This window comes from Paenibacillus sp. FSL P4-0338 (assembly GCF_038002365.1).
In the GTDB taxonomy this organism is placed as follows: domain Bacteria; phylum Bacillota; class Bacilli; order Paenibacillales; family Paenibacillaceae; genus Paenibacillus_AQ.
Window position 1 is genome coordinate 3661575 of the sequence record NZ_JBBOCG010000001.1, and the last position, 17756, is coordinate 3679330.

At 54.1% G+C, this 17756-nt stretch carries 12 protein-coding genes and 1 other annotated feature; of the genes, 1 reads left to right on the top strand and 11 read right to left on the bottom strand.

Translation table 11 applies throughout. The features are described 5' to 3' along the window. Window positions 1-30: 30 nt before the first annotated feature. From MKZ07_RS16120 to MKZ07_RS16165, 10 genes are all read right to left on the bottom strand, one after another. A complete protein-coding gene (locus tag MKZ07_RS16120) occupies window positions 31-1218 on the bottom strand; it encodes a glycosyltransferase (RefSeq protein ID WP_036698965.1) in 1188 nt (395 codons plus the stop codon). Window positions 1219-1392: 174 nt separating this feature from the next. After that, the gene (locus MKZ07_RS16125) at window positions 1393-2574 is read right to left on the bottom strand and encodes a glycosyltransferase family 4 protein (protein WP_341026502.1); all 1182 of its coding nucleotides are present in this window, start codon (window positions 2572-2574) and stop codon (window positions 1393-1395) included. A gap of 182 nt (window positions 2575-2756) precedes the next feature. After that, window positions 2757-3953, bottom strand: a complete 1197-nt coding sequence (locus MKZ07_RS16130; RefSeq protein WP_341026504.1) for a GGDEF domain-containing protein — start codon at window positions 3951-3953, stop codon at window positions 2757-2759. Between the two features lie 17 nt (window positions 3954-3970). Then, window positions 3971-5170: a GGDEF domain-containing protein gene (locus MKZ07_RS16135; RefSeq protein ID WP_036698959.1), complete on the bottom strand. Its 1200-nt coding sequence runs from the start codon at window positions 5168-5170 to the stop codon at window positions 3971-3973. Window positions 5171-5429: 259 nt separating this feature from the next. Next, the gene (gene murC / locus MKZ07_RS16140; protein ID WP_341026505.1) at window positions 5430-6806 is read right to left on the bottom strand and encodes a UDP-N-acetylmuramate--L-alanine ligase; all 1377 of its coding nucleotides are present in this window, start codon (window positions 6804-6806) and stop codon (window positions 5430-5432) included. A 7-nt stretch (window positions 6807-6813) separates the two neighbouring features. Further along, entirely contained in the window at window positions 6814-8190 is a 1377-nt protein-coding gene (locus tag MKZ07_RS16145; RefSeq protein ID WP_036698953.1) for a bifunctional folylpolyglutamate synthase/dihydrofolate synthase, read from the bottom strand. 5 nt (window positions 8191-8195) lie between these two features. Then, window positions 8196-10832: a valine--tRNA ligase gene (locus tag MKZ07_RS16150; protein WP_036699001.1), complete on the bottom strand. Its 2637-nt coding sequence runs from the start codon at window positions 10830-10832 to the stop codon at window positions 8196-8198. Between the two features lie 159 nt (window positions 10833-10991). Beyond that, window positions 10992-11276 (bottom strand) — a binding site (T-box leader). A 92-nt stretch (window positions 11277-11368) separates the two neighbouring features. After that, a complete protein-coding gene (locus MKZ07_RS16155) occupies window positions 11369-12031 on the bottom strand; it encodes a stalk domain-containing protein (RefSeq protein WP_051493905.1) in 663 nt (220 codons plus the stop codon). A gap of 239 nt (window positions 12032-12270) precedes the next feature. Further along, window positions 12271-13524, bottom strand: coding sequence for a LysM peptidoglycan-binding domain-containing protein (locus MKZ07_RS16160; RefSeq protein WP_036698952.1), 1254 nt, complete (start codon window positions 13522-13524; stop codon window positions 12271-12273). 135 nt (window positions 13525-13659) lie between these two features. Then, entirely contained in the window at window positions 13660-15081 is a 1422-nt protein-coding gene (locus tag MKZ07_RS16165) for a glycosyltransferase family 4 protein (RefSeq protein WP_076162105.1), read from the bottom strand. Window positions 15082-15279: 198 nt separating this feature from the next. On the opposite strand from MKZ07_RS16165, the gene MKZ07_RS16170 reads away from it, so the two are divergent. After that, a complete protein-coding gene (locus MKZ07_RS16170) occupies window positions 15280-16521 on the top strand; it encodes a GGDEF domain-containing protein (RefSeq protein ID WP_036698950.1) in 1242 nt (413 codons plus the stop codon). 242 nt (window positions 16522-16763) lie between these two features. Here MKZ07_RS16170 and ypfJ read toward each other — a convergent pair whose 3' ends face one another. Next, window positions 16764-17624 carry a KPN_02809 family neutral zinc metallopeptidase gene (gene ypfJ / locus MKZ07_RS16175; protein ID WP_036698949.1) on the bottom strand — a complete coding sequence of 287 codons (861 nt, stop codon included), beginning with the start codon at window positions 17622-17624 and terminating at the stop codon, window positions 16764-16766. Between the last annotated feature and the right edge of the window lie 132 nt (window positions 17625-17756).

A 17756-nucleotide genomic window follows, 5' to 3' on the forward strand; every position in this document is an offset into this window, starting at 1 on the left:
ATGCGAGAGAGATATGCTATTTTAATATATTTACACCAGACTAAGCAGCTTCGCCTTCACACCGTCTGCGGCATAATGTTTGCTGAGCGTCCGGTAGGCCTGATTCGCAATAATGGAGCCAAGCTCCGGCGTCGTTAGCAGCCTGATCAGATGATCGGCAGTGCCAGCCGTTGTTCCTGCCAGCAGAATATTTCGCCCCGGCTCGCAGATCAGCTCCTCCGAGCCCTTCAGGCTGCTGACCACCGGAGTACGGAGGGCCCAGGCCTCCAGAATGCTGCTCTGACTCCCGCAGTCCTCGCAGCATGAGGTAACCACAGCTCTGGCCATGCGGATATAATCAGCTGTCTGTATAGCTTCGCTGATGATTAGAATAGAAGAGTCCTTCTGGACGACAGCTGCGACCTCTGCATGCACCTCACTACTGATAATGCAGCAGCGGATATCCGGCACTGCCGCCTGAATCAGCGGATATACCTTCTTGAAGAACAGCAGTGCTGCATTCTTACCGTCAGTGGAATGCATGTCCCAGTGCAGAACAATGGAGTTATCCTTGACAGTATCTCCAGCAGCCGCATAAGGAGGCTCGCTCAGATCAATGTACGGCGGAACTACATGCACCTTGCCTGCATCAGCAAAGGATACCGCCTTAAAGGACAGTGCCTCTTCTTCTGAAGCAGCCAGCAGCAGGCTGGTCTTGTTCATTAACCGGCGCTCTTCCCGGCGGATCAGCGCATCATTCAGTTTGCGGTAGCCTGTGCTGATTCCCCGCTTGCCAGCCGCCCGGCTCTGCACCCGTATGCCACCGGCACGGCGAGCGTCTGTGACGATAACGGCTCCGGGAAGCAGTGAGGCGACCAGATCCAGCCCATTGCCGAGCATCGCATACGAGACAAACACATGGCTGTAGTCGTGCTGGCTGCACATCTCGGTAATTACTGCCCGCAGCGACTTGTCATTGCCGATCACCGAGGCATCCTTGCGGAGCCTGTTCAGCGGAAACAGCAGGCTTCTGCGGGTGGACGCAGGCCGCTTCACCTGATGCACGGTCAGGGCAGGACTGCGCAAAATCTGCGTCTCGCGGCGGTGGTGGCAATACTCCAGCAGATCAATGTCAAACCGCTCCAGCAGCATATCAAGGAAATTTTTTGTTCTGATGTCTCCCTCCCGGTCTTCCGGCGTGTGACTCCGGGCGGAAAGGAACAACATTCTCTCTCTCATGGCTATAGCTCCTTGGTTCTATGTAAATGTGTATGAATGTGTACGAAACAAAAAAGGCCGGATGACATCCAGCCCAGAAATGTGAAACTTTCGATGTAGATCTATAGTAACGCAGTCCTCCTGAGAAGGTTGTCGATTTATGGGGAAAAAATTTTTTTTACCTTCCCTATCCCTTCAGACCAGACGAAGCAGCTTATCCTTGACACTTTCCGCCTCATAATTTGCCAGCAGAGTCTCGTATGCACGGTCCGCGAGCACTACTCCTCTTTCATGATCCTGAAGCAGCAGTGTCACACTATCGGCAAAGGAAACCGGGTCATCGGCAATCATAATATTCTGTGAATGCTCATAGAGCAGCCCTTCTGCCCCTTTGGAACTGGATACGACAGGGGTCCTCAGCGCCCAGGCCTCCAGAATTTTCAGCCGTGTCCCACTGCCTTCCAGGAGCGGAGCTATGACCACCTGCGCCTTGCGTATATAATCTGCCACACTGTACACATACCCGGTGATGACGATAGAGGAATCCTTCAAGGCCAGCGCCGCTACCTCAGGATGCACATCCCGTCCGACAATATACCACTTGATGTCCGGTACCCTTGCCTTAACCAGAGGATATACCTCACGGTAGAAGTAGAGGGCTGCGTTAATATTGGGGAAGTAGTTCATATTACCCGGAAGAATAATCCACTTTTCCTTGGACAACTGCGTCTTGGCCCGGTAATCCTCCATGCGTATGAAATTGGGAATGACATGGACTTTCTGCGACTGGCTGGGGGCCAGTGCCTTGAAGGCCAGAGCATCCTCTTCCGAAGTGGTCAGCAGCAGATTAGTCTTATCCATCAGCTTAAGCTCATCCTGGCGCGTCCATACAGCATTAAGGGAATAATAGACTTTGGCGATCCCCTTTTTCCCGCCTGCCAGCTGTGCAGACAATCCGCTCTCGAAATTATGCGCATCGGTAATGATCACAGTGTCAGGCAGGCAGCGCTGTACAATATCGATGCAGCAGCCCAGCAGGCTGTGCGAAATAAATACATGACCATAGGACTTCCGGCTGCAGAGCTCTATAATCTTAGCCTTCATGTCCACATCGACATGGCTCATATAAGAACAATTCCGCCAGGTATACAGGGAACGGAGAAGCGCACTGCGGTAGCTGACCGTACGCTCTACTTCATGTACCGTAAGTGACGGAAGTTCCTCCGGCGTCCCTGTCTTCCTGGGGTTGGCATAGGTGATAAGCTCCACCTCATATTTGGCGAGCAGAAGCTTCAGAATATTGCCTGTTCTCAGCTTGCCCCCGCTATCCTGCGGATATGGATTCTCTGCGGAAATGAATAGCAACGGCTCCTTCATGGCTTGTTCTCCTACTTTCCATTGATCAATTGCCCTGGACGGCCCGGGACATCTAGGATCTATTACCCAAATTCAGGTTGTACCGTTTCAGCAAAAATAGAAGGATCATATATAGCTAAAAAAAGCGGTCCCCCGGTAAACGGAGAATCGCTGACATTCGGCTTGCTAGCTAACTGCCATTTCTACTTTGTCAAAATACCGGCTTCCGGCACCTTGCCCGGATAGCTGTAATTCCTGACTACACAGTTCCTTCCCCGCTGCTTCGCCTCATATAGGGCGGTATCGCTCAGTTTGTATAGGGTGCTAAGCGGCACGCGTTCCCCGGAGAGAATCGTAATCAGACCAATGCTGACTGTATAGGAGAGCGGCATGCCTTCGACAGTCGCACCAAGCACCGAGCAGCGCAGCCGCTCTGCTATTCTCTCACCGTCTTCCTCATCCGACCTGTGCAGCAGCACCGCGAATTCCTCGTCCCCGAATCTTCCGAAGAGGTCCCCGCTGCCGAGCTCGCGCTCAATTCTGCGGGCGAAATCCTGCAGCACCCGGTCCCCCGTATCATGGCCATAGGTGTCATTAACCTGCTTGAAGTGGTCCACATCCAGCAGCATGAACGAGAAGGGCACCACCTCCTTCGCGGCGGCAGCAATCAGAGGCTGGGCACGCAGCACGAACGCCCTGCGGTTCAAGACGCCCGTCAGTTCATCATACGTCGCCACACGCTCCAGCTCCGCATAGGACTGTTCCCGGGAGAGCAGCATGAAGCCCGCAGTTCCAAGGAACATCAACAGATAGATCCCGGCATAGAAAAAGCTCTGCAGCCATGCCGCTGCAATCGAGCCGGCCGGCGAAAGATAGAACAGGCCGCTGGCCTTACTGAGTAGAGAAAGGATAGCCACGCCGTACAGCATACCCGTAATTTCCTGCAGCGGGGTCTTTCTCACCTTCCAGGATAACAGATAAGCCGGATAGAGCAGCAGAATGGCACCCGTTAGCGCAGATGCTGCGATCAGCCGGGGAACATCCGGATGCAGCAGGTAAAGCAGCAGCAAACCTATCGCCGATATTCCGGCCAGCGCGTAATACCTTTGCTTCATTTGTTCGGAATCGGCTTCCAGCTTCTTCAGCAGGGCCAGAATCTCCGCAGTTCCTGCAGCCACGCTCAAGAGAATAATACTTGGAAGCACGAATGGGAAATCTTGAATTTCCTCTAATAACAGCAGCTGCAGAATAGCGAGCTGCAGAATTTTGGCTGTCAGGAACAGCGGGGTTGTCTTCTCTTTCGGATAACTGGGCCGGTATGCCAGAATAAGCAGAACCGTAAATAGATTGCCGAAAAAAAGACAAGCCAGCAATGTCTTCAAATCCAAGCCGGCTGCCATTATGCCCACCCCTTTGTTTAGCGATATGTATATGTATGATATGTATTCGAAGGTTCGTCTACCCGGACCCTGACCACACGGTCCCGGCCTTCTTGCTTCGCCTGATAGAGTGCCAGATCACAAAGCTTGTAGAGTGTGTTCAAGCTGGTATGCTGTTCGGGCAGCACTGATATTATACCGATACTGACCGTATATCCGCTGGGCAGACTGTGTACAGAAGCCTCCTTAAGTGTCTCCCGCAGCGCTTCCGCCTGATGGCTGCTGCTCTGCGCGTCCTGCCCGTACAGCAGAATGGCGAATTCCTCTCCGCCTACCCGTCCGAACAAGTCGCCGCCCGCAAGCGTACTCTCGGCAGTGAGCGCGAAATCCTGCAGTACAGTATCGCCTGTGTCATGCCCGTAGGTATCATTCACTTTTTTGAAATGATCCAGATCCAGCAGCAGTAAGGTACAATATTCACTCTTCTTGGCGGCAAGCGCCAGCTTCAGTTCGGCTTCCAACAGGAAAGCCCTGCGGCCCAGAATCCCCGTCAGGCTGTCGTAGGTAGCGATACGCTTCAGTTTCTGGTAGGAATGCTCATTGGAGAGGAGGATAAAGGCGGCAAGCCCTCCAATCAGCATCAGGAACATCCCGAGATAATATAAATACTGCGCCGGATTAGCCGTCAGCGGGCCCATATCCGGTTCCACCGCCAGCGCAACAAATGACCTGAGGAGCATCACCGCTGCAATCGCATAAAATACGGCGGCGAGTATCTTCTGGAGCGGAGAACGCTCCGGGCTCGCTGTCAAGCGGCAGCCTGGGTAGAGCACAAACAGCATGACCCATAGCGAGGTTGTTGCGACCCGTATATTGGGATGGTTGAAGAACAGGGCAACGACAACGAAGCTGAGTATGCTCCCTGCCGTGATTACCAGATAATAGAGCTTCGCCCGGCCGTCCAGCATGCCCATCATCATCATCAGCGCAGCAATCTCCAGCCCTCCGCCGGCCAGAATGAGCGCATTGCTCAGAGGTACAGCGATTCTATGGGGAATATAGTCCCACAGCAGAATGGAGCTCCAGAAGATCACCTGAATCCACTTGGAGGCAATGAATAGACTGGAGGCAATGTCTTTGGGGAAGTGGTAGCGGTAAAACGTAATCATCAGGCCGGAAAATAAATTTCCCAGAATGAACAAGTATAACAGCGACTTAATATCAAGCTGAAAGCCCATCAACACACCACCGAACTATGCGGATATACCTGCTCTATCCGAACGATAACATTCACAGCTTATATCGGCAATATCATTGTTAACTTTGAGCAGGATCAACGTGGGCACTCGGGTGGACGCTCTGCTGTTTAAGCGGGATACGAAACAACCAACCATATGGATAATGTCACATAAGTTCTTATCTATTTAAACAAAAAGCAGCAATTCTCCCATAACGGGAAAATCGCTGCTACTTTAACGTTTGATGTTTCGCGAAATATTACCGGTTCTTCAGGCTATCTGCCAGCGCATAAGCGACCTTCCAGATATCGCCTGCACCCATGGTGATGACCAGATCACCGGGAGCAATACGGTTCTGCAGGTCTGCCAGCACATCTTCCTTAGTCGGCAGATGCCGTGCACCGGCGTTGCTGTTCTGCACAATCAGCTCTACCAGCTTAGCGGAGGTGACTCCCTCTATCTGCTTCTCTCCCGCAGGGGAGTAGATATCGGTAATAATCACTTCATCCGCTTCGCTGAACGCGCGGCTGAACGCATCCAGCAGGAAGAAGGTACGTGTGTAGCGCTGCGGCTGGAACACGGCGATAATGCGTTTGCCGGTTGCCTTGGCGGCGCTGATCGTAGCCTGAATCTCTGTTGGATGATGTGCGTAATCATCAATGATGAGAATCTCGTCAACCTCGCCCAGCACCTGGAAGCGTCTTTTGGCGCCGTGGAACTTCACAATCGCAGCCGCAATGGCTTCAAAGGCAATGCCTGATTTCAGACAAGAAATCACTGCCGCCATAGAGTTATACAGATTGTATTGTCCCGGAATAGAGAGCTCAATACGGCCTAATACCTCAGTTCCATGATTCATGGTATACGATACCTGACGGTCACCGAGGACAATATCAGTCGCTGTATAATCAGCCGTCTCTGATTCGATCCCGTAGCTGATCACTTTACCTTTTACCTTAGGCAGCAGGGATTTCAGATTCTCATCATCCGCACATACGATAGCTGTCCCGTCCTCGCGCAGCTGATTCATGAACTGAACATAAGCATCCTTCAGCTTGCCGAAGTCGCCGCCGTAGTTCTCCAGATGGTCGGCTTCAATGTTCGTAACGATTCCCAGCCAAGGATGGTATTGCAGGAACGAGCCGTCACTCTCATCGGCCTCTGCCACGACGAATTCCCCTTGTCCCGCTTTGGCATTCGTGCCGACATTCATAATCTCCCCGCCGATAATGTAGGTAGGGTCCACGCCGCAGTCTTCCATAACCAGAGCAATCATGGATGAGGTGGTAGTCTTGCCGTGCGCTCCGGCCACCGCAACGCCCTTGCGTTCATTCAGCAGCCGGGCCAGCATCTGCGAGCGGTGCAGAACCGGTATTTTCAGACGCTCTGCTTCCACCCATTCCACATTATCCGCGGCAAGTGCCGTGGAATAGACGACCAGATCCGCACCTTTTACCTGCTCCGCCGTATGCCCGATGAAGACCTTGGCACCTTTTGCTATCAATTTCTCCGTTAACTCCTGGGCAGCTACGTCAGAGCCTGTAACTGTATATCCCATCTCCAGCATCACCCGGGCAATCGCGCTCATACCATAGCCGCCGATCCCTATAAAATGCACACGTTCAGTAGTATCCAACAGTTCGTCACCAGCCTTTTTCAGAATCGGGTTGCCGTAAAAGCGTACTGCGCACATCAGAAATCAAATACAGCGTTCCGGACACAACTGCGAGGTCATCGTCCGCTGTGATCGTCTGCAGCTTCTGCAGCGCTTGGCCCCAATTACGTTCTACTATGATTTCCAAGTTTTCCTTGGCATATTTACTCCGCAGATTTTCTGCGATCGCCTGCAGATCTTCCGCGTCCATTTTCTTACGGAAATCCGGTTCGGTCAGGATGAGCGTATCCACTATAGGCAGTATATGCTTGAGATACGACTCGTGATGCTTATTTGCCAGCATCCCCATGAGCAAATTTAATTTACCGTAAGGCTGGAACTGCGGAAGGCTCTTCGCGAGGCTCTCAGCCCCTTCCGGATTGTGCGCGCCGTCCAGAATAATTCTGGGCGAGGTGCTCACTTCCTCCAGTCTTCCGGCCCAGAATGTGCCGCGGAAGCCCTCCAGCACATCCTCGTCCTCCAGCATGAAGGCCATATACTGCCTCAGCACCTCAAGGACCATCATTGCTCCGGCTGCATTCTGCAGCTGGTGTTCGCCTTTCATGGCAATGTCCAGCTCAAGCCCCCGGAACGGCCCGTTGAAGGTGAAGTGCTGGCAGCCGTCTCTCAGTTCAACTCCGCTATAGCTGAAATCTTCTCCCGCTAAATAGAGTGTCGAACGGGTAGCCGCCGCCTTGGCCTTCAATACAGCTACAGCTTCGGGCTGGCTCACACAGCTGACTACAGGAACGCCCGGCTTAATAATCCCGGCCTTCTCGCCGGCAATTAGCGTAAGCGTATCTCCCAGCACATCGGTATGGTCATGTCCAACATTAGTAATGACCGACACAACCGGAGTGACGATATTCGTTACATCCAGCCTTCCCCCAAGCCCCGTCTCCCATACGACTACATCGGGATAACAGACTTCGCCGTAATAGAGAATCGCGAGCGCCGTCGCCACCTCGAACATGGTCGGTGAGCCCAGCTCAGTGCCCGCAATCTCCCGGGCCAGCGGACGCAGCTGATTGGCAAGCGCAAGCAGCGTCTCCTCAGGAATATCCGTCCCGTTGTACTGGAACCGGTTCGTGAACTTCGTGATATAAGGAGAGGTAAAGGTCCCCACCGAATATCCGCTCTGAATAAGGGCCGAGGTCAAAAAGGCGCAGGTTGAGCCCTTGCCGTTCGTCCCGGCCACATGAATGAACTTAAGCTTCCGGTGCGGATGTCCCAGCTTCTCCATTAGAAGCTCTATCCGCTCCAGACCCGGCCGGATTCCAAAAGGAATCAGGCTGTTGATCCAGTCTACCGCTTCTGTATAAGAATTTAAGGGAGCGGCAGCGCCGCTCCAGGTGATCTCTTCCATGTCTGTTATCCTCTCAGCTCTGCAATACGGGCCAGCACTTTCTCGCGTCTGTCGGAATAATCCGCCTGCTTCGCCCGTTCCTCTTCGATAACTTTCGCCGGAGCTTTGGCCACAAAACCCTGATTACTGAGCTTCTTCTCCACACGCTCCACTTCGCTGTTCAAGGTCTGAACTTCTTTTTCGAGACGGATAATCTCCTGATCGATATCGATCAGACCGGACAGCGGCAGAAGCAGCTCCGCTCCGGTAACCACGGCGGACATCATTTTATCCGGCGTCTGCGGCGCAAGACCTGCTTCGAACGAAGAGGTGTTGCAGAAGCGCCCGATGTAATTGTCATTGCGGGAAATAATGTCCAGGGTGTCCTGGCTGCCGGCCTTGATGATCAGCTCAACCTTCTTGCTCATTGGCGCATTCACTTCCGCACGGATACCGCGAACAGCCCGGATGATATCCATCAGCAGGTTCATCTCTGATACCGCCTGCGGATTCTCAAGCGCCGCATCGTACTTCGGCCATTCTGCCAAGGTGATGGATTCGCCCTGATGCGGCAGATGCTGCCAGATTTCCTCCGTAATGAAAGGCATGAACGGGTGAATCAGGCGCAATGTGCGGTCCAGTACATAAGCCAGAACAGACTGTGTCTTGGCCTTGGCAGCTGCGTCCGCTCCGTACAGCGAGAGCTTGGCAAATTCGATATACCAGTCGCACAGATCATCCCAGATGAAGTTGTAGAGCAGGCGTCCGGTCTCGCCGAACTCGTACGAGTCAATTAGACGCGTAATATCGCGGGAAGTTTCGTTCAGGCGGTGCAGAATCCAGCGGTCTGCTGTGCCAAGCTCTCCTGTAATGTCAATATCTTCAAAGGATACGCCTTCCAGATTCATCAGCGCGAACCGGGAGGCATTCCAGATCTTGTTGGCAAAATTGCGCGCCTGCTCTACCTTTTCCATACGGAACCGCAGATCCTGGCCCGCTGTACTGCCGGTAGTAATCATATAGCGCATGGCGTCAGCGCCGTACTGCTCGATAACATCCAGCGGATCGATACCGTTGCCCAGAGACTTGGACATCTTGCGTCCTTCGGCATCGCGTACGAGTCCGTGCATCAGCACATCGGAGAACGGCTTCTGGCCTGTGAATTCCATGGCTGAGAAAATCATCCGCGCTACCCAGAAGTAGATGATATCGTATCCGGTAACCAGTACGTTGTTCGGATAGTAACGCTGATAGTCACTGCTCTCCCCGTCAGGCCAGCCTAAGGTAGCAAACGGCCAGAGGTTGGAGCTGAACCAGGTATCCAGAACATCTTCATCCTGCTTCAGGTCGGACAGCCCGCTGATGCGGCGCGCTTCTTCTTCATCATGTGCTACTACAAGCTCCCCGGTAGATTCGGAGTACCAGGCCGGAATCCGGTGACCCCACCACAATTGGCGGGAGATACACCAGTCGCGGACATTCTCAATCCAGTTCAGGTACGTCTTCTCGAAGCGGTCCGGCACGAAGTGAACCCCGTCGCCGTCCTTCTGTGCAGCGATGGCTGCTTCAGCCAGCGGCTGCATTTTGACGAACCACTGGGTGGACAGATAAGGCTCTACAACAGCCCCCGAACGCTCACTGTGCCCAACCTGATGTACGTGATCCTCAATGGAGATCAGCACGCCTTGCTCCTTCAGGTCAGCTACGATGGCCTTACGGCAGTCGCTGCGGTCCATTCCCTGGTAAGCGCCCGCTTCCTCGTTCATCACTCCGCCTTCATCCATTACGTTGATCTGCGGAAGGTTATGGCGGACTCCCATCTCGAAGTCGTTCGGATCATGCGCCGGTGTAATCTTAACCGCACCGCTGCCGAACTCCTTATCTACGTAATCATCAGCAATAACCGGAATCTCTCTGCCTATTATCGGCAGGACCAGCGCCTGGCCAATCAAATGCTTGTAACGGTCATCTTCCGGGTGTACTGCTACGGCTGTATCGCCCAGCATCGTCTCAGGCCGTGTGGTAGCCACCGTGATATGGCCGCTGCCATCCTTAAGCGGATAACGCAGATGGTACAGATGCCCGTTCACTTCCTTGTATTCAACCTCGATATCCGAGAGCGCTGTACGGGCAGCCGGGTCCCAGTTAATAATCCGCTTGCCGCGATAGATCAGGCCCTTCTGGTACAGCTCCACAAATACCTTACTTACCGCCTTCTTCATTCCATCATCAAAGGTGAAGCGTTCGCGGGAGTAATCGAGGGACAGGCCCATCTTGGCCCACTGGTCATGAATGGTCTGGGCATACTGGTCTTTCCAGTCCCATACCTGCTCCAGGAACTTCTCGCGTCCCAGATCATGGCGGGAAATTCCCTGCTGGCGCAGCTTCTGCTCTACCTTGGTCTGCGTAGCAATCCCTGCATGGTCCGTACCCGGCAGCCACAGGGTATCATATCCCTGCATCCGCTTGGTACGGATCAGCACATCCTGAAGCGTGAAATCCAGCGCGTGTCCGATATGCAGCATTCCTGTTACATTCGGCGGCGGAATCACGATGCTGTAAGGCTCCGCATCCGGCCGCTTGCCGGCTTCGAAGAAGCCCTTCTCCATCCAGTACGCATACCATTTCTTCTCTGCCGCTCCCGGATCATATGTAGTCGGCATGTCGCTCTGCTTGTGATTAGCTGAAGCGGTAGCTTCTACCGCTTCCTGCCCGTTCGGCAGCTCTGCTGCTGCATTGTTGTTATCAGCCATTGTGAACCCTCCACTGTTAAATGTATTGAGTAGCTAGCGGTTTCTGAGAATACAAAAAGGCCCTTCGTCTCAAAGGACGAAAGGCCATTCTTTCGCGGTACCACCTTTGTTTCGCGCCAACAAAAAATAAACCACTGCCTTAAGTTCCCTTGCAGGTTCCTAAAGCTTAGCGCGACACTCATGCAGGGTAACGGCTGCAACCGGCCGCATCCTAACCGGTCTTCATGATGAAGACAAGCTCAGAAGGGCAACTCCGGGGCGACTTCGGGGGCTGCATCCTGCGGGAATTCACACCAATGATAATCCCGCTCTCTGAAGGGCTGACCGCCTACTCTTCCCGTTCCCAGTCTTTAAGCTAGTTATTACTTAGTTCAATAATACATTCAGTGTTATCCCTAGTCAACCAGCATATACACAAAGGGCGCGCAGCAGACGAACCTTGGCGCTTACTCCCCGCTCCAGATCACTTGAACCACATTGAAGCCCTGATTGCTGCCTGTTCCGGGAGCGCCATCCAGCGTAACGGAGAATGTGCTTCCGGCATCAATAATCGAGAAGGCTGAGGCTGAGACTTCCTCGGACTTGGAGGTAGCTCCTTTTTGTACAAAATAGTCCTTATACGTATTGCCGAGCGTCTCCAGACTCTGCTTCGTACGGTAGCTGAAGGTCGCAGACGGCTTGCCGGTCGCCGAGCCTTCGATCAGATCATATATCTTCGCGTCCGCCGGAAGCGGGAAGTCCGCCGGCAGGCTCTTCGGGCGCTTCACAGAATCCGCTGGTGTTCCTGCGGACGAGCCTCCGGAGGAGACAGCCGGAGCAGCCGCATCACCGATGATGACCCGGCTGGTTGCAGCATCATAAGTGACAGCGGTGTTCAGTGCTTCGCCGATAGAGCGTACAGGCAGATAAGTGATGCCGTTGTAGGTAATCGGGGCGAGGGTTTTGCCGTTGCCGTCTTTTGGCGTGTATGCCTGACCATTCACGACGATCCCGATTTTGTTGTTCAGGAGCGCCTTGATCTCCTGCAGATTGCTGGCGGCGTAGACACCGGCCGAGACTGTGAGCGTCAAGCTTAGTGCGGCCGCAGTGGCTGCCACTTTTCTCTTCATGTGAGTGATCATCCTTCCAGAAGTGGTGTACCAGCGCATAGCTGCCTGAATGTGTAATGTATGTAGGCCGGTAGTGACTATTACCCCCGGCTGAACGGTTTGTAAACCAGAAGCGGAGATCTTATATACAGACCGCATAATAAAAATCACTTCATCGCTTCACAAAGAAACAGGAACAGCCCCATCCGTAAGGAAAGGGCTGTTCCTGTTAAGCCTGAATTCTCCGCGCATCATCAATCTCAAGGGATGTATAATACCTGTCCCTCTTCTACAACCTGGCCGGACAGCCGGTTATACATGGTCAGCTCCCGGGTGCTTAGCTGGTATTTCTCGGCTATGGTATCCAGCGTCTCTTCCCGCTGCACGATGCAGAGCCTTACCTTGCGGAACAGCTCCGTTCCGCCCATGCCGCCGATGAACCGGCTCTTCCACGCTGTATCATTGCCGGGCTCAGGGACAGCCTCCGCTACAGAGTCAATATCGCCCGCGAGCAGTTCCTCCTGCTCTCTGTTGGCGCGGCTTGCGCTGAGCAGCGAAGAGAAGGTGAGCGGCTCCTGCTCGGCGGCTCCCGGTTCTTTTTTGCTGCCAAGGGCAACCTTGAGATCCTGCTTCTCTTCCGGGGGAGCCAGAGATTCCGCAGACAGGAAGACCTCATTGTCTGTGGCCTGGATCTCCTCTGCCGCCTCCCCTTCTTCGTTCCCGGCAAACAGCGCAGCAGCATCATTGGCAGCGGAGGTTAGCACCGGCTCAGGCTGCGTTGCGGCATGAAGCTTCGCATTGCCCCAATGATCCACTGTGTTCAAGACGGCGCTGCCTGCCGAAGAAGCCGTATCCAGGCTATGGGTCCTTGCTCTGGGTTCCTTGTCCTTCAGGGGTGTGGAGAGATAGGCAGCGGGCTGGGTGTACGCAGCGTCTTCCGCATACAGCGGCTCAGCTGCAGCCTCAGCCGGATCAGCAGAGCTCTGATCTTCTTCAGAGCCCTCGGACGCCCCCTCGCCATAGGTCCAAAGCGAATTCTCATACAGGGTATCATTCTCCGGACTGCGTAATTTCTCCTCAGACGTATTGCCGTCTCCTGCCTCCGGCGAATACGCTACCGTGTATTCCTCCTGCTGCCAGGCCGGCTGTGCATCTGCACTTCCGATTCCGCGCAGCGAGAGCACTCCGGTAATGTTGACGGTTCGCATTGTCAGCAGATCAATATCGAAATTCTCGATCTCCACCCCTATGTCATCAAGTGAGCTGACCCGGGTCAGCGGAACAGTGATTTCAACGGGAATTGCATGCTCCAGACGTTGTGTAAGGTCATCCTCCCCCCGGTAGAGTCCGGTGAGCAGCAGTTGTCCGTGCAGTTCAGCCCGGTCCTCACGCTGGATGACCTGGATGTCGGGAACCAGCTCGACTTCCTCCAGCTCTGCTATTCCCGGAAGCTCTTCCGAAAGGTGAATGCGTTCATAAATATCAAACCGCAAGCCATGGGACTGGTCAAACACGGGAAATGTCCTCCTTCTTGGCATAATCTATCCCTGAGACAAGCCCAGAGTATAAGCCCAAAATGTTACTCCCCTCATGTATATGCTTCAATCAGGCAGGCATGACAACTTTGCCGCTTCAATTGCGGACAGCGTCTATCCCAGGGGAGAAAGGGCTGTACGTGCATCAGGAATAGAGTAGTGCTGTGGAAGCTTGACACGCAGCGTTACGGCAAGCGGATTCCCCGGACTACACTCGTTAAGCACATCCGCCGGATGAAAAGCTGCCGGCAGCGCACCCGCTCCCGGTTCTTCCTCAAACCGAAGGTAATCCGGAATTGCCGGCCGGCCCGCCCGCAGACTGACCGCTCTCTGGTATACATTCAGCGTACCCGCAGCCATGACATCCAGCGAACGGGTCTGCTCTGCCCACTGCTTAGCCTGGAGGCCGGTGCGTCTTCTCAGTTCCTCATCCCCCAGCAGCTGCTCGATCTGCAGGGCGAGCTGCGCGGCATCTCCGGGAGGAACAATCCAGCCCGTCTCTCCCTGCCGGACCATCTCCGGCATGCCTGCGGTTCCGGCGACAATCGGCGCGATCCCGGCAAGCTGCGCTTCCGTAACCGAGAAGGGCTGCGTGTCCTGAAGGGAGGGCTGCACATAGATGTCGGCTGCCCGGAGTGCAGCCGGAATGTTGTTCAGCTTCCCGGTGAAATGGACCTTATCCGCGATACCCAGCCGGCGGGTCTGCTCCATGAGCTCCTCCAGGAGGCTGCCGATTCCAGCCACCGCACAGATCCACTGCTGACAGCGCTGCTGCAGAATCCCTAGCGCCTCTATCAGCACATGGACGCCTTTGATATATTCAAGACGCCCGGCATACATGATCACAGGGATTCCTTCTGCAAATTGAAGCGGCGGCGTCTCTGCGGCCCGGGCAGCATATTGATGCAGGTCCAGCCCGTACGGCAAGGTATGGATACGTCCTTGGCTGACGCCCAGACTCTGCGTAAGCTGTCCTATCCACTCCGATGAGACCAGAATCTGGTCAGCCGCCTGGGCCCCCAGTGTCTCAAGCTTGCGGAAATATCTCCAGATCGGCCGCTGCTCATAGGCCTCCCGGGTCAGTCCGGGCTCAAGTCCCTTGTACTCATAGTAGGTCTCCTTGGTCAATGCCCCATGAACACTTGCGACCAGCGGAACAGGACGGCGCATGATCCGCCGCAGCGCATAGGAGGCGATAGGGTCCTGGGCATGAATGACATCATATTCCTCCAGCCCAAGCACAGCGGCGCCGCCCTCGAATACGTAACGCCCCAGCTCAAAGCTTAAGATGCCATGCTCCAGATGCAGCGAGGGAAACCGGCCGATATCAAGCCGGGGCAGCAGAAGCGAATAGAACGCTTTTTTATCAAAAGACTCTGTCCGGTTCAGCAGATACAATGTATTGTTCTCCACATGGCTGCCCATCACTGTAACGGAATGGCCCTGCTCGCCCAGCTTGTCTGCCAGCTGCTTCATATACGTCCAAATCCCGCCCATATTGGTAAGGCCCCAGTAGGTGACCAGCAATATCTTCATGCATTCCTCTCCCCGGTTTATAGATTTATTTAGAGGCACAGGAGCAGTCTGCTCCACCTTAGCCAGGATAGTATATGAAGGTTGCAGACAGGCGGAAATGGATATATGGTCATTCAATACAAATTTTGAAAATAACTTTTAATCAAGAATCGTCTTTTCGGGTATAATCGGTATAAATCCTGAAAGGAAATTTCCGACATGTCAAAAGCGAGGGTATTTGACCTTTTCCTATTTGTCGCCTCCCTGGCTATAGCTTTCATTCACGCGCATGCTGTAGTCCTGGACGCCACCTATATAAAAGCATTACTGCTATACACTATCTTCTCGAGCATCTACTTCCAATTGCGGATTGTGACCCGGAGCGGGAACTCTACAATCGATTATGCAATCAGCTATACCTCCTCATTCGGGATTTTTGCCGGTCCGCTCGGCACGTTCCTGTTCGAGACGGTATACCGGTTCATCGTATATTTCTATAAAAAGAAAACAAAAACCGACGATCCCGGAGAGTTGCTGGATACCTTCTATAATATCGGCGCGTTCACACTGGGCGGATCTGCTGCGTACTATCTGTATACGGCGCTCTCTCCCCTGGCGGACAAGCTTCCGCTCGGATACTGGCTGCTGTTCCTGCTTGTGGTCTGCGTCACAACCCTGCTGTCCTCCACCTTCCTGGTGCTGACCTTTGCCCTGTCGGGAGATATCAAGACACGCGGTGAAGCGCGGAACCTGCTCCTGCGGAGCCGGAGTCTGCTGGACTTCAGCAAGGTCGCCTTGAGCAATGCTCTGCTGCTGCGGCTGCTGCAAATGGAGAAATGGGAGATGCTGATCGCCCTGTTCGTGCTCAACTATGTTGTCAGTATCTCGTTCTATTCCAAATCACAGAGTGCCCAGCACAAGTATGAACGCGACAAATTCGAGCAGATGGCTTACCGCGACTTCCTGACCGGAACCTATAACCGGGCGCATATGGACAAGATGATGAAGGAGCTGAACCAGAGCGGGGAGTACATCGGAATTGTAGTGGCGGACATCGACCGGTTCAAAAAAATCAACGACACCTATAACCACGCCGTCGGCGACCGGGTCATTGTTCATTTTGCGCAGACGCTGCAGAAGCATTTGCAGGAGGGAGACATCCTGTTCCGCAGCGGCGGGGAAGAGTTCACACTGCTGCTGAGGGACAAGACCTTCGAGGAGTGCAGGACACAGATTCAGGAGATTCTGGACAGCCTTCATGATCACAGCGTAAGTGCAGAATTCGAGGAGCAGATGATCCGCGTGCCATATTCGGCATCCTTCGGACTCTTTTACTATAAGGCTGATCCGGACCAGAAGACTTCTATGGAAAAAGGGTACGTCTACGCCGACCAGCTCCTGCTGGAGTCCAAGAAGCTTGGCCGCAACCGCCTTTCTTACCGGAACGATGTGCAGCTGTAAGCACACGTTCCCGCGCAGGGGGACGGCCTGTGGGGGCCGGGCAGAACCCGCCGAATGTATGCTGTTTTTGGCATACATCCGGCCCGGGCGCCTGCACGGCAGCACATTGCATGCTGTTTTTCGCATACATCACAGCTTCGCGGCGGAGCAGAAACTGCTCCTCATAGTAATATCCCCAATAAGAACAAGAACCGCCCTCCGGCAACCGGAAGAGCGGCTCTTGTTGTTCCTGATGCAGGTGGCTACAGTTCAGCAGCCTTGAAGGTATCTCCACCGGCAATCGTGCCAGAGTTAAAACCTTTATAGAACCAGCGCTTACGCTCTTCGGAGGTGCCGTGCGTGAAGCTGTCGGGCACCACATATCCCTGCGCCCGCTTTTGGATCGTATCATCCCCCACCGCGCTCGCGGCAGTCAGCGCCTCTTCGAGGTCCCCTTCCTCAAGCAGATTCATCCCCTGGGCATGATGGGCCCATACCCCGGCATAATAATCGGCCTGCAGCTCGAAGCGGACCTGAACCTTGTTGAATTCAGTCTCGCTGAGGCGCTGGCGTTCTGCATTCAGCTGCTTGGAAGCGCCCAGCAGCGTCTGTACATGATGACCTACCTCATGGGCAATTACATACGCCATGGCGAAGTCGCCAGGCGCCTTGAACTGCTGCTGCAGCTCATCATAGAAGCTGAGATCGATATACAGCTTGGCATCCCCCGGACAATAGAACGGGCCGACGGCGGAGCTGGCGGTTCCGCAGGCAGAGTTCACGCTGCCGCTGTAGAGCACAAGCGTCGGGTCCTGGTAAGTCATCCCCTGCTCCTTGAAAATATCGGACCAGACATCCTCGGTATCGGCCAGCACCACAGATACGAACTCGGATAGCTCCTTCTCCTGTGCGCTCTGTTCATAGGGGACATTTGAGTTCGTGCCCGAACCGGTTGAGGTCAGATTCCCCATAATATCACCGATATTCCCTCCGCTCAGCAGCGTAACAATCACTATAATCACGATCCCGCTAATTCCGCCGCCGATCAGCTTGCCCCCGCTTCCGCCGCCGCGGCCTCTGCGGTCTTCCACATTAGAACTGCCTCTTCTGCCCTGCCATTTCATGGCCTTCCCCCCAGTTATGAATACTCACGAATACTGATGTCTTTGTACTTATTACTGTTATACCCATAATTGCAGGGGTGCCACTCTCTTGAACAGCGGAGCCGGTCTGGAGACAAATGGAAACAGCATAGC

Bases quoted from the DNA above. Each gene is read 5' to 3' on its own strand.
- MKZ07_RS16120 (WP_036698965.1), bottom strand. From the start codon at position 1,218: ATGAGAGAGAGAATGTTGTTCCTTTCCGCCCGGAGTCACACGCCGGAA.
- MKZ07_RS16125 (WP_341026502.1), bottom strand. From the start codon at position 2,574: ATGAAGGAGCCGTTGCTATTCATTTCCGCAGAGAATCCATATCCGCAG.
- MKZ07_RS16130 (WP_341026504.1), bottom strand. From the start codon at position 3,953: ATGGCAGCCGGCTTGGATTTGAAGACATTGCTGGCTTGTCTTTTTTTC.
- MKZ07_RS16135 (WP_036698959.1), bottom strand. From the start codon at position 5,170: ATGGGCTTTCAGCTTGATATTAAGTCGCTGTTATACTTGTTCATTCTG.
- MKZ07_RS16145 (WP_036698953.1), bottom strand. From the start codon at position 8,190: ATGGAAGAGATCACCTGGAGCGGCGCTGCCGCTCCCTTAAATTCTTAT.
- MKZ07_RS16150 (WP_036699001.1), bottom strand. From the start codon at position 10,832: ATGCCGACTACATATGATCCGGGAGCGGCAGAGAAGAAATGGTATGCG.
- MKZ07_RS16155 (WP_051493905.1), bottom strand. From the start codon at position 12,031: ATGAAGAGAAAAGTGGCAGCCACTGCGGCCGCACTAAGCTTGACGCTC.
- MKZ07_RS16165 (WP_076162105.1), bottom strand. From the start codon at position 15,081: ATGAAGATATTGCTGGTCACCTACTGGGGCCTTACCAATATGGGCGGG.
- MKZ07_RS16170 (WP_036698950.1), top strand. From the start codon at position 15,280: ATGTCAAAAGCGAGGGTATTTGACCTTTTCCTATTTGTCGCCTCCCTG.
- ypfJ (WP_036698949.1), bottom strand. From the start codon at position 17,624: ATGAAATGGCAGGGCAGAAGAGGCAGTTCTAATGTGGAAGACCGCAGA.